Origin of the sequence: Bacillus sp. 123MFChir2, from assembly GCF_000383235.1 — a bacterium.
In the GTDB taxonomy this organism is placed as follows: Bacteria; Bacillota; Bacilli; order Bacillales; family Bacillaceae_G; genus Bacillus_A.
The window spans coordinates 1-13,348 of record NZ_KB910952.1; the positions used below are offsets into that span (position 1 = coordinate 1).

Here is a 13,348-nt window from a genome sequence, read left to right on the forward strand (position 1 = left end):
TAAATATGGTTCTTTCCAAAGTTGGTTGAAATTCTAACAATTTGTCCATACTGTTCCTATTATTTAAGTGAGGGATGGTGCTGTAAAGTGGATAATGTGGTGAAAATGTTAGATGAAAAACTTAGATATCTTTCACATGAAATTGTAGAGGATACACTATTTATTCAGATTACCTCGGAGAGGTTATCAGTAATATGCCCTTCCTGCAATACGGCTTCGATCAAAGTTCATTCTCGCTATGAAAGGACGTTTCATGACTTGCCCATTCAAGGGAAGAAGGTTGTATACGTGATCAATAACCGCAAAATGTTCTGTCATAATGCGCAATGCCATCGCAAAACATTTGCTGAACAATTCTTATTTTTACCCTATAAAGCGAAAAAATCCACTCGCTTGGAACAAGAAATCATGAAAATCGCCCAAAATGTCAGTTCGCTTGTAGCTGAAAAAATATTGAACCGTGGCATTGCGAAGGTTGGAAAAAGTACCATTTGCAATCTACTAAAAAAAAACAATCGAAATTGATAAAACCCATGTAAAAAGAGTCTGTATCGATGATTTTGCTTTAAAAAAGAGACATACATATGGCACGATTATGATAAATTTAGATACACATCGAGTGGTTGACTTAATTCATTCTAGAAACGGTGAAGAAGTGACAAGTTGGCTGAAAACTTTTCCAAATCTGGAGATTGTCTCTAGAGATGGTTCTATTACGTATGCTCATTCCATTGCGGAGGCCCATCCGAAGGCTATTCAAATAAGCGATCGCTTTCACTTGCTTCAAAATCTGACAAAGTATTGTACAGAATTTTTCAAGTCCATCATAAAAACGAATGTCAAAATCCCAGTGACAACCTCAAAGAAAGCATCCCTTATGAACGCGAATAATCTAAACATACCATTCACAAAAAAAGTCAAAATAGCGAATGGCTTAATGGATACCGGCTATACATTTCACCAAATAGCGAAAGCTTTACAGATGGATATCAGAACAGTGAAAAAGATTTTATCCATAGGATTAAGCGAACAAGTAGAGTATCTGATGAGCACAATGAAAATATCTCATGAACACAAAAAGTTGCAGAAAGAAAAACAGATATGTGAAGCACGAGAGCTGTATAAACAAGGAAACTCCAAGCGAAGTATCGCACGTCAACTCGGGTTAGATCGCAGAACTATCTCCAAATATTTGAATCCAGAAACAACAGGAGTACATGCAAGCTTAGGGCAAACGAGAACGAGCATGCTAGATCCCTATGCAGAAGAAATAAAACAGTACGTAACCAATCGGTATACATCTGTTCAGATTGGTGCCATACTTCGAAAAAAAGGATACAAAGGTTCTGCCTCTACTGTACGCCATTATGTTTCCAAACTGAAAAAATCTTTATTTGAAGACCCTCGACTGTTACATGATACGGAGTTTGAATTCGTGAAACGAAAAGAGGTTATCGCTCTTTTGTTCTATTCAGAGAAAACAAAAATCAAATTATCTGAAGAACAAATAAAAGAAATTTACAAGTTGCATCCGAAAATCGAATCCGTCATAAACTTGGTGAATGACTTTAGGGAAATCCTGAAACAAAAAAAGAACGATGCACTGCAAAGCTGGATTGAACGAGCGACTGCGCTAGATATTCAACCGCTCAATAGCTTTATCAATGGAATAGAAAGAGATTTGACAGCTGTGAAAAATGCCATCGATTATGAATACAATAATGGTCTAGCCGAAGGGAAAATCAATAAATTAAAGTTGGTGAAGCGCACCATGTATGGTCGTTGCTTGTTCGATTTATTGAGAAAAAAAATCTTACTACTAGAATATGAGAAAACGGTTCTTTTCAACTAACTTTGGAAAGAACCCTAAATATGTACACTTTCGCTTGTTTAAGATTGTGCAAAATTATTCTTTCTCTTCGCTAAAGTTAGTTAATTTTGTATCCTAGAAAACTTCATCCCAGGCTTTAAAGTTAATGTTGGTCATTAAGATTGTACTACGTTTTTCATAACGTATATCAATTTCATAATTCATTAAGTTTACCATCGCTTCTATGAATGTATGGAGCAGTAATATTCTTTCATAAAAAACAAAAAAACCAAACCAAATATATTGACTCTAATAATTATTTTGTGATATTATAATAAATTTTACTTATCATCTTATATGTGGTAGAATTGAGAAGGTTACCATATATGGAGGTGGATTATTTGTTTCAAATTGGCGATAAAATTGTTTATCCAATGCATGGAGCAGGTGTCATTGAAGGCATAGAAGAAAAAGAAATTCTAGGAGAAAAACAAAAATATTTTGTAATAAGAATACCCATTAGTAATATGGAAGTAATGATTCCCATGAAAAAAATGATCCAATCACGCATACGACTAATTGCTGATATGCTCACATTAGAAAATGTACTACTGATTTTTCAATACGGTGAATCAGATAACTCACTCTCATGGAAGCAAAGGTATACTCAAAACATGGAAAAAATGAAGACGGGTGAAATCCAAGAAGGCGCTGAAGTAGTACGTGACTTAATACGCAGGAATAAAGTAAGGGCACTTAATACAAGTGAAAAGCAAATGTTAGACAACGCACAAAAAATTTTAATTAGTGAATTGAGTTTAATTAAAGGAATTACTGAAAATCAGGCAATTGAGTTATTAAATACAAAAGTCGGCTAGGTAAAGAACTTCTGTTAAAACCATTTTGAACTGGATTTATAATTATATAAGATACCTAAAACGACAAAATAGCCTAACATCTATTTTGTTTTTTTTTGCTTTATGAATCTAAATATGCTATGATTAAAATTACGATTTGATTATAGGAACATTACCTTCTAAAAAATTCTTTTTCCTCTAAATGGATTATTCTCACCACTTTTTATTCCCATACTTCTAAGTATACGATGAGGTTCATTTATCCAATCATTGTTTTTGGATATCCCGATTCATACTGGCGCGGTCATCGGAGCCGTAAGGACGAAAGAGAGGTAGGGCTTTCGTTGTTTTGAGGTTTCAAAAACGATAATGAACATTTACTGTTCTTATCTTCCGTTTTAACGTAAAAACGATAACAATTTTAAATATATGCTTATATTTACTTGGTTTATATAAATAAGAGACACACCTTTAGTAATATTTTAAAGGTTGTTTATATGAAAACAACCAGGACAGTACAATGGTTTAAAAGTGAAAAAGGATTTGAATGCATGAAAGCATCAATCGGTAGTAATGTTAACAACAAATTGCATGCAAACAAGTTAACAGCGATCCAATCTAAAAATGTTGTAAAACTATAAGAAAACGCAAAGAACATGCAGATAAACCTGCATGTTCTTTATTATTCATCTACAGTCTCAGTTTCATCTTTACTAATGTCATCAATAGATTGAGTATCTTTATTCTCCATACAAACCATTGCATGATAAATTTCTGCATACAATCCAAACACTTGGTACACACTCCCAAGAAACGGCATGAGAATCCCTCTTTTCAAAATAATACATTCCAAAGTTAAGGATTCCCTATCTTTCCTTAAACATTCGTTTTTGTATCTTCCTCTTCTATTTGAATATTAAGAAGATGTAACCATTTCTTATATGGTGCACTGTTTGGATCTACAAATTCTTTTGCGTATGAGCGATTCCACAGTTGCTTTACAAATAAAGCTGCCTCTTTTTTAGCTGCTAATTCTGCACCAGTCCCGTAATAAGCTTTAAAATACTGTTCTATTTCATCCACAAGTAATCGCAATAACTCATCAGAAGTTTCTTCTAACGTTGGGTCATATTTCGCTTCCTTATCATACATCAGGATTATGTCTAAAATATTATGAACATGTTCTTTTCGAAGCCACCTTATATCTTGCGCACCTAGTACAAATGAATGTGTATACAAATGCCCTCCATACTGCAGTGCTTTTTCCTGTTCTTCCTCAAAACGAGAAATGATATTTTCATATATAAATGGATTATGAAGCAGGGCACGGTGTAATTTATACCCTTCATTCGTTACATTTTTCCCCATCGATTGAATAAGAGAACTCCGGCCCACTCCGTTATATTGGTAAACGAACTGACCATCTACCGCAGCAAGGCTAAACCAACGATATATATATGCATATAATAAAGCGCGATTACACTTCTCATAATCTAACTTCGTTTGCGTTGCATTTAAATCTGGCATAAACGCTGGCAAATGCCAATATTTATCGAGATGAGGCGTTAAATTTGATTTACGAATGTTTAATTTATTTACGCGGCGATAATACGCTTGAAAGTAGTCTCCCTTCTCGTTTACATATCCATTTACAATATGCCCGAACGACAATTTCGGAAAATCTTGTAGGGATAAGCCGTAATGGGCACGGTAACATACAATTTCATACGGCGAAAAAGCTTTATCAACGGTTTCTTTTTCTTGAAACATTTCTTGGAGCGCTTCTTCATTTAATTCTTGCTGAACAAATGGATGAATACCCCAATATTGCAATTCACGATGATGTGCAACTTTCGGTATAAATGGACTTGCAAGATGCAATAAATCTTCTATTTTTTCACTGACATACTCTGTCATATCTCGTCTTTGAATAGTAGCTTCTTTTCGAAGCGCTTCAATAATATTTAATTCTAGCTTATCTCTGTACCGTTCTTGCAGCTCCTTTTCACAATACGTTAAAATGTGTTTTCGATAAAAATCCTCTACTTTTCGAGATTGCCCTTCCTCCGCCCCTGCTTCTCGGCAATACTCTCGATATAAACTCATATAAATTTCAGCAGATATCTCTTTTGGCAACACACCATTGTTTACATGGTGATGAATGTCGTTCCATATTTCTTCTTGCATTCGTTCATCTGCTAATACGTATACATTTGTGGGGTTTGTTTTCCCCTCAAATTCTTTACTCCGTTTTTGAATGTCTAATAATAAGTTTTCACGGGTTTCTTGTAAATTATCAAAGAAACGCTCCCAGTATTGAATCATTTTATCTACAGCTTGATATAAAGATTGATACACAAGTTCTAATAGCATTTCTTTTCGATACTCATTTAACTTGTGTACATATTGGGTGGCGATATCTTGAAATTCTTTTCGAAACATACGCTGTTCATTATGAAATACTTTTCCTATCCACCCTTGCTGCTGCGCGAGTTCAACACGGCGAACAGCTGTTACCGTTCCTTCAATATTACTCACATTAAACTTTTTATCATAATTTTGAATAAGATTCCGCTTTTGCTCATTATTTTCGTGCAAACGGTTCATTTTCTCAGTTAACAATTTACGAATTTCATATAACATATACCTTGCAGCAACAGGGTGTACAGGATCAGTTTTCTTCAAAAACCATGTATTTAACTGATAGGACTGTCCTTCGGAACCACTTGGCGTAAAACGATCTGCTTCAATTATGTCATAAACTAATGTTGTGACATGCTCATGTACACGGCTTGGGATTGCATACGCATATAACCGTACCGCATGATCAACTCGTGCTACTTCTCCTTTCATTTGCTCCGCAATTTTCAACTTTGCAGCCGAAATTTTACACTCACGCTGCAAACGATTTAACTCTTCATCTTTTTGTACTGTACGCTGCACATAACTTTCTACCGACTCGAGAAACAATTTTGCCTTTGATATACCGATTTTTCCACCTTCTGCCCCTTCACGCGCTTCATAGTACATCTGTTTATAAAACACATGCGCTTGTTCTGGACGAGTCGCTAAATGTTCTAAATCCTCTAAGAAGCTCTTCCCTCGCTCTGGTTTTTCACGTTGCATACCGCGGTGAACGTCTTGCTCATATCGACTTTTCTTTTCTAAAAAGAGTCGATCTAAATGAAGCCATGATTCATCTAGCCCTTGCACCGCCCATTTCAAAGCACAATAACGAAGCACGTTTTCATACGGATAAATAAGTTTCGCGACTCCCGCTCCGCAATATCGCGCTTTACCATTTGAATCAGCAAGTTGCTGAATTTGATTATCTTCCTGCGCGAAATGACTCGTTGACATTGGACTAAATAGTTGCAAATAAATCGTATTTGTCATTTGTTCCATATAGTCAGACAAGCTATTTAAATGGTGGCCATGTAAATTTTCATAATCATATAAAAAGCAATAATTATATGGTAAGTGGTGTTGCATTATTGTATGATTTGTACGACCATCTTCATCTACTTGATCAGGCCTGTATTCTAACTCAATTGTAACGCCCCCGCGGCGTGATAATTCTCCTGTTGATCCTAATGTAATGGCGTGTAATTCTTTTAATGATGCGTAGCCGTTTGCTTGCACTGCTTCAAACTCTTTCCCGCTTATTGTGCGCGTCTTTACGAGAGCGTCAGGAAGCAAGAAAGCCCCGCGAATTAAAATGTTGTGATGTTGTAACTTTTTTCGAAGCATTTCTCGTAAATAAAGAGCAATTTGCAAAAACATCCCCGAACCTGTACCACCAGCTAATGATGTAATAATAATAACCCGTACACCGTACTCTGTTTTATCACTAGTGACCGGAAAAATTTTCTCAATTTCCTGCCAAAACGATGTTAATTTATCTTCTTTCATTGCTGCGCGAAGTGCTAAGCGAGAAATAACTCGAAGCTGACCTGCACCTTCTGTTAACGGTTTATCTAGTATCGTTGGATCAATCGGAAACCAGTCTGGGATTGTTGGGTCTTCTGCTATATATTCGCGCGGTGTTTTACTAGAACTCGTTTGCGTCACAAATTTACGTATATGCTGAAAATGGCTTAACGTATTAATATCTGTATCAAAGACGTGCATCGCTACTTTTTTGCGCCGCTCTAGCGGAAGCTTTCGGTAAATATCATGCGTAATTGTGCTCCCAATTCCTCCTAGTCCAATTAAAATTGTTGGCACTTGAAAATCCATGTGAATCACCTTCCTATTTATTCACATTCGTACTTATATATTTCTTTTCCATAACCGCGATCAATAACAAGCATTTCGTTCGGATATAACGTTTTATGTTCATGTCCTGCTTCTTCATCTGTTAAAAACATACCATCAATCACCATACCTGATACTTGCGAATCTTTCGTCACAAATATAGATTTTGAAGCTTTTTTTGCAACAAATGTAACGGACTGTACCGTTTTCCGTTCTGCTCGAAATGGAATACCAAAATAATGATTCCACCATTTTGTCCGCAGTGGTTCTGGTTCAGATTTGTATAACCAATCTTCCGCAATCGATTGGTCCCATTCATAATATATAAGCGCCTTCCTATGAAAACGCGGACGAACCATCCATCCAATAATAAGAATTGCAACTATGAGTAAGATGATACTAAACGGTAGAACAAACTGAAAAATGATCGCATAACGCTCGAAAAAAGGGACATCGCTAATAGAAAGTGAAAATTGTTTACTCACTTTTTGTAATTGTGAATCTCGTAATGTGATGGTAGCTTCTACGGTGCCGGTATCTGTAAAATTAAATGTGTTGGAGTAATAAGGACGAGGATAGACGTACAGTTGGTTTCTATGTTGCTTTATCTCATAGTTGATAGATTTATGAAATGAAACAGTAGCTGTTTTCAATAATTCCTTTACTTCTGCTTCTGACATTGCTTTATCATTCAATAGCGGTTGTATGATAAATGGTGCGCTTTCCTTTAAATTTGTTACCTTTTCTGTATAATTCGTTGTCACAACTTGTAATGATAGTTTTGGTTTAGGTACAGATTGAATATAAAATTCTTTTGTTTGGCGATAAAACCCTTTAATATTCATGTGTACATTTCCACGTATCGATTCCTTTTCTATCTTTGTTTCATAGTAGAAGACTTTTCGCTCTCCATTCCATTTCATCGTATACATTTGACCGTTTATTTCTATTTGAGCGGTAAAATACGAAGCATCTACTGGTACATTTGTTGGTTTTGCTTCAATAATTACTGTTTGACCTTCATAGAATTGTTCTGTTTTCTTTTTTTTCTCTTTTTCATAAGTAGAAATCGTATAATCTAATGCGGGTTCGACAAGAACTTTCATATTTTCCTTTGCAACTACTTGATCAATATCTACTATATAGGCACCAGGTTCGATTACAGCATTATTTTTAGACATTATTTGTGTAATACCGCCATATAGTCCCATTCCGGCCGGCGCTTGAATTGAAAATTTTGATTGTAACTGGAGTGACCCTTTTATATTTTGAATACGATACGGCACTTTCTGAGAAGATTGATCAACAAGCGTAATCCGTTTTAATGGAAATGGTGTTGTAATTTCAATTTTGTTTTCTACAATATTTGTTTTTACCGCTTCTTCTACTGATGAAAATGGATCACGATTCGCAATGAATGCAGCCGCTTGGTTCACACTATGAATAACACCATCTTCTCCGCTTGTAGGTAACACGATTCCCTTCGTTTGTTGTTTCCAAATCTCTTTAAAGATGTTCATTTGCGTTTGCTCTTGCGTTCCTAAATTTTCTTCCATCGTAATTAATACCGCATGTAAAGAAACTTTTTTTGCTTCCATTTCTTTTTTAAACTTACTTAACGTTTCGGAAATTCGCTTTTTCTCACTTTCATCTTGCTTTTCTAGCTCATTAAAAGCCCCGTCTGTTAAAACAATAAGCCAAAATTCTCGATTGGCATTTACCTGAACCTCCCTCTTCATCGATTGAATTGCCGTTTCCACCGATTGAAAAGGAGTATTCGCTTGCTCATTCCAAGTTTGAATCTTGTTAATCTCTCCTTGTCGCTTACTATTCCCTAAAGAAACTGATATCTCCTCTGCTGGATGACTCATTGGCACATAAGAAAACGTATCCTTTTCATCTAACAATGCAATCAAGCTTTGCAGTGCATAATTGGTATATTTCCATCGATCGTTATTACGCATACTTCCAGAATCATCATACACAAGTGAAACAACGCGCTGCCTTTCTTCTTCTCCTTTCGCCAAACTAGAAAAAGGGGTCATACATACGAGTAGCAAGAACAAAATGGATGTGGCTATGATTCGAGTATACATGTTGAAGCTTCGCCACCTTTGTAGACAAATTCCTATGTTTAAACTTATGAGAAGAAATACAAGATATGACTTGTATTTTGAAAAACAAATAAGATTATAATATTATTATGTAAACTGATTATTGAGAAGACATCGCGAACAAATGAGAAATTTCCGTCCCGTCTTCACGTAAAAAATGATAGTGCACTGTTTCCGTGGCCGGCAGATGAAAAGTGCGATGTGCTGTTGAAAAAGAAATGACGATATCCCCGCTACCATGTGCTCCGTAAGAACCTGTGCCTTTGCCAGTCCAAAAGTCGCTCGCTTCGCTATGCGATGTGGTTGTCTATCACTTAGCGCTGCATCCGTGATTGCATTCCATTTTCCAACATTATATCTTCCAATTTTTATTCCGAGCTTACGCAATCGTACTCGTTTCATCCGCTCAACTATTTCGTAATTTTCTATTTCTTATAACAACAATAAGAGTGCCATCTATAAGCACTCTTATTGTTTCACATATACTTCTACAACTGGATTTTCTTTTCGATCAGCATGAAGGCGAATATTGCTTTCTTTCGTATTATAAATAGTCGATAACAATAAGATGGTTAATAGGTTAGGAATTTTGCTATCCGTTCCATACTTTCGTTCGAGTGCTTCTTTATACTCAAATGCAAGATCTCCCTGTATATATGTATACACTTCAAATCCATCCTTTAAATCACAAACAATACTATCAATAATATCCGCTCCAACTTGACGCTCCATCTCTTTTCGCAGTGCATCTATTAATTCATCCCATGACATTTCATACGTTTGAAACGTATCTGAACGATCCATTTTTTTCTCTCCTTTTTATTCCACCTAACAGGAAATCGGATTTTTCTTTACTAGAAACTATCCTTCCCGTTTTTCATCGTAATTATGAAGGAGTAGACAAACGTACAAGCCGCTCTTGTCCCTTTCTCATATCGTAATATTGGAAAGAGAAAGGGGAGAAATTTTATGAGTTCTCATCAACATTATTACACATGTCGACGATATCACGGACGAGTTGTACGTATTGAAGACTATAACGGCAATACTCATATTGGAAGAATTATCGATGTATCGGATAAATCAGTATGGATTGAACCAGTTCATCAAAAACGATTTGACTATGGCTTTGGCTATCATGGTGGCGGTGGGTGTGATGTTTGCGGTGGTTTAGGAGAATGCGATAATTGTGGGTTTGGATTTGGCGGATTTGGCGCTGTTGAACTCGCTTTTGGATTTATTTTCGGTATTGCGTTAGCTGCTTTATTTTTCATATAAAGAAAAGCCAACATATCGTTGGCTTCTTCATTTTTGACAAATAAAAATTCGATGTCCTAATCTATGCTTATATTGCTGTGATATTTGTTCATGCGAGGTCCACGCCTCATACAAATCTTGTGGGATAACATCCGATATATCCCACTCTGGTTGTTCTACGTGTGAAGAGATTGTTTCAGCAATCGTTCCGCCTCCAAGCACACGTACTGATGTAAATTGCGCCTCTTGAAAGAGTGAGATCCATTCCTGCTCTGTTAATAATCGTTCCATTCCATATAAGGCTATAATCTGAGCTTCCTCATATACTGATAGAGGTTGCTCAATTACCAATTCAATAACAAGCAGCACCCCGCCGCGTTGTAAGACACGATAACATTCATTTATCGCCTTCTTCTTATTTGTAAAAGCGAGCACAGACTCTCCTAATACAATATGAAACACTTCATCGTGAAACGGTAGTGCTTCTACACTTCCTTTTATGAGTTCAATATTTACTCCATCTTGATTCCATCTCTTTCTTGCTTTTTGAACCATCGTTTCATTCATTTCAACTGCACTTACCACTGCCCCATATTGTTTCACAATATAAGAGGCTGTCCTGCCCGTTCCACACCCAATTTCCAATAACTTTGTATATGGTCCTAATGAAAGCTGTGCTAATAACTGCTTTGTTAATGTAAAACCTCCTGGATGTGCACTTCCAATACCAAATGCTGCAAGGAAATCTAAATAAGTATATTGTTTCATAAGTATCTCCTTCTATCTTATACTTAGCAATGGAATGAAACAGATAACATATTGATAAAAGTTTCACTTTGTTGTAGTACTGCATATGTATTCATCACATGTCAAAATGTGCACAAAGAAATATGGTTAAGAAATTGTTGTTTCAAAAATTATTCATGCTACCATCTTGAAGGAGTACAACCATTTATACATAAAAAAGTGGTAGCTTCCTCATATAGATCGAGAAAGCTACCACTTTTTATACTATGAGGATTTTTCCGAAGACCGCTGTATTATATCCTCTTTTTGACTGATTCTTATTTTTTGTTGTCTTTTTCAGTGATATATGCCCATTTATAGCTGAAATCACCACCAAAAGTGTGAGAAGCGATGTCATGTACGTACGGACGTACTAAGAAAGAGTTACCACGTTGATATAACGGTGCAATTGCCGCATCTTTAAGTAAGATTTTCTCAGCTTTTCCAAACTGTTCCCAACGAGTTTTCACATCAACTAACAGTTCTTTTTTACCTTTTTTCACGATTTCATCATACTCTTTATTTGAATAACCCATTTGGTTATGAGAATTTGTTGTTTCGAACAGATCAATAAATGTCATTGGATCTGGATAGTCTGGTCCCCAACCACCGTAAGAGAAATCATAATCTTGCTCTGTTTCTAACTTTAATTTTTGTTTAAATGGTTGGCTTTTCAAGTTAACTTTTAATCCTGGTAAGTTTTTCTCTAATTGTTCTTTTAAGTACTCACCGATTTTCTTCGCATTATCAGTATCATAGTTTAACAATTCAAGTGTAACTTCTTCTTTACCTAATTCTTTCTTCGCTTCTTCCCAAAGCTTTTTCGCTTCTTTTGGATTATATGTTACGTCTTTAATAGAACCGCCGAATGTATCACGGAAATCTTTTTTATCTGGACCAGTTGCGAGCTCTGCTGGCACAAGGAAGTCCGCTGCCTTAGAGCCGTCATTTAAGATAACGTTCACTAATGCCTTTTTCTCAATTCCTTTTGCAATTGCTTGACGAAGCTTCGTATTTTTCAATGGTGTATCCTGACCGCCACGTTTTTGATTTAGGCGCAAGAAGAATGTTGATGGATCTAACTCTGTTTTGAACTCCTCTTTGTTTGGTTTATATTTGTCAACATATTCCGCAGCTAACACAACACGATCAGCTTGGCCACTTTCATATAAGTTAACGCGAGTAGATAGCTCCTTAACTACGCTAACATTAATTTCTTCTAGCTTGACAGTTTGCTTATCCCAATATTGATCATTTTTCTTATATTTCCATCCTTGCTCATGCTTCCATTCAGCTAAAGAGAATGGTCCGTTGTATACTAAGTTGTCAGCTTCTAAGGCATATTTATCGCCTTTTTCTTTTACAACTTTCTCATTTAATGGATAGAATGAAGCAAATGATGTTAACTGAATAAAATATGGAATCGGATTTTCTAACTCTACCTCCAATGTATAATCATCAATCGCTTTTGCTCCTAGCGAGTCAGCCGGTGCTTTTCCTTCATTAATTGCCTGTGCATTTTTCACATCATACATAATGAATGCATATTCAGCAGCCGTTTTTGGATCTAACAAACGTTTCCATGCAAAAACGAAATCTTTTGCTGTTACAGGGTCACCGTTTGACCATTTTGCGTTTTTACGAAGTGTGAATGTATATTTTTTTCCATCGTCGCTCTTTTTATGTGACTCTGCAACACCTGGAATTGGCTTATTATCTTTATCAAGGCGGTATAAACCTTCCATTACGTTGTTTAACACAATAAACGAAACTTGATCCGTCGATTTAGAAGAATCCATAGACGGAATTTCTTGATTTTCTAGTAAATTTAACACTTGCTTGTCTGCTAACTTACCCTCTGTTTTTTTGTCACCATTTTTCGAATCTGTACTTGCTTTTTTGTCCCCTGCCCCAGAACATGCTGTTAGTGCCACGCTCATCGCTAATACTGGTGCCACTACAGCTGTAATTTTTTTCATCTTTTTCATTTTGTACCCTCCCTAATTTTCATGCATGATACTAACTATGAGGAATTTTCTGATAACTCCATATTTCTATATAGTTATCAGAAAATTTCTATTAATTAATATTCTACTGTTTTTTTAAATTTTGTAAAGTGCTATTATTAAAAAAATCAAAAAATTATTTTTTTACACTAATATTTATAAACATTCTATGAAATAAAGTGAAACTTCCATTTCATGTAGTACCGCTTATATATTAATCACTCTTCCAAATGTGCATAAAGAAAAGAGGATACGATACGC

At 35.8% G+C, this 13,348-nt stretch carries 11 protein-coding genes and 1 pseudogene; 5 read left to right on the forward strand and 7 right to left on the reverse strand.

The genetic code is table 11. The annotated features are described in order from the left end of the window. Window positions 1-105 precede the first annotated feature (105 nt). Together H280_RS0114810 and H280_RS0114815 are read left to right on the forward strand one after the other, a co-directional pair. A complete protein-coding gene (locus H280_RS0114810) occupies window positions 106-525 on the forward strand; it encodes a transposase family protein (RefSeq protein ID WP_231401778.1) in 420 nt (139 codons plus the stop codon). Then, window positions 521-1,852 (forward strand): ISL3 family transposase, encoded by a 1,332-nt coding sequence (locus H280_RS0114815; RefSeq protein WP_269208750.1) that lies wholly within the window; start codon window positions 521-523, stop codon window positions 1,850-1,852. Before H280_RS0114810 ends, H280_RS0114815 begins: the two co-directional genes overlap by 5 nt. A gap of 96 nt (window positions 1,853-1,948) precedes the next feature. Here H280_RS0114815 and H280_RS25800 read toward each other — a convergent pair. Next, window positions 1,949-2,023, reverse strand: a pseudogene (locus H280_RS25800) (IS21-like element ISCbo2 family helper ATPase IstB); the annotation flags it as partial. A gap of 173 nt (window positions 2,024-2,196) precedes the next feature. Between H280_RS25800 and H280_RS0114820 the strand changes: the two are divergent. Both H280_RS0114820 and H280_RS25805 read left to right on the forward strand, forming a co-directional pair. Next, window positions 2,197-2,688, forward strand: coding sequence for a CarD family transcriptional regulator (locus H280_RS0114820; protein WP_020061919.1), 492 nt, complete (start codon window positions 2,197-2,199; stop codon window positions 2,686-2,688). Window positions 2,689-3,164: 476 nt separating this feature from the next. Then, entirely contained in the window at window positions 3,165-3,308 is a 144-nt protein-coding gene (locus tag H280_RS25805; protein ID WP_020061920.1) for a hypothetical protein, read from the forward strand. Between the two features lie 41 nt (window positions 3,309-3,349). On the opposite strand, the gene H280_RS0114830 is transcribed toward H280_RS25805, so the two are convergent. From H280_RS0114830 to H280_RS0114845, 4 genes are all read right to left on the reverse strand, one after another. Then, complete coding sequence (locus H280_RS0114830; RefSeq protein ID WP_020061921.1) at window positions 3,350-3,487, reverse strand: hypothetical protein; 138 nt, start codon at window positions 3,485-3,487, stop codon at window positions 3,350-3,352. Between the two features lie 56 nt (window positions 3,488-3,543). Next, complete coding sequence (locus tag H280_RS0114835) at window positions 3,544-6,906, reverse strand: tubulin-like doman-containing protein (RefSeq protein WP_020061922.1); 3,363 nt, start codon at window positions 6,904-6,906, stop codon at window positions 3,544-3,546. 17 nt (window positions 6,907-6,923) lie between these two features. Then, window positions 6,924-9,020, reverse strand: coding sequence for a vWA domain-containing protein (locus H280_RS0114840; RefSeq protein WP_020061923.1), 2,097 nt, complete (start codon window positions 9,018-9,020; stop codon window positions 6,924-6,926). 486 nt (window positions 9,021-9,506) lie between these two features. Then, window positions 9,507-9,842 carry a hypothetical protein gene (locus tag H280_RS0114845; protein ID WP_020061924.1) on the reverse strand — a complete coding sequence of 112 codons (336 nt, stop codon included), beginning with the start codon at window positions 9,840-9,842 and terminating at the stop codon, window positions 9,507-9,509. Between the two features lie 165 nt (window positions 9,843-10,007). Between H280_RS0114845 and H280_RS0114850 the strand changes: the two genes are divergently transcribed. Then, window positions 10,008-10,316 (forward strand): hypothetical protein, encoded by a 309-nt coding sequence (locus H280_RS0114850; protein ID WP_020061925.1) that lies wholly within the window; start codon window positions 10,008-10,010, stop codon window positions 10,314-10,316. 27 nt (window positions 10,317-10,343) lie between these two features. Here the strand turns inward: H280_RS0114850 and H280_RS0114855 are convergent, their stop codons facing one another. Then, window positions 10,344-11,063: a class I SAM-dependent methyltransferase gene (locus H280_RS0114855; RefSeq protein ID WP_020061926.1), complete on the reverse strand. Its 720-nt coding sequence runs from the start codon at window positions 11,061-11,063 to the stop codon at window positions 10,344-10,346. Between the two features lie 296 nt (window positions 11,064-11,359). After that, window positions 11,360-13,069, reverse strand: coding sequence for a peptide ABC transporter substrate-binding protein (locus H280_RS0114860; protein ID WP_020061927.1), 1,710 nt, complete (start codon window positions 13,067-13,069; stop codon window positions 11,360-11,362). Window positions 13,070-13,348: the final 279 nt, after the last annotated feature.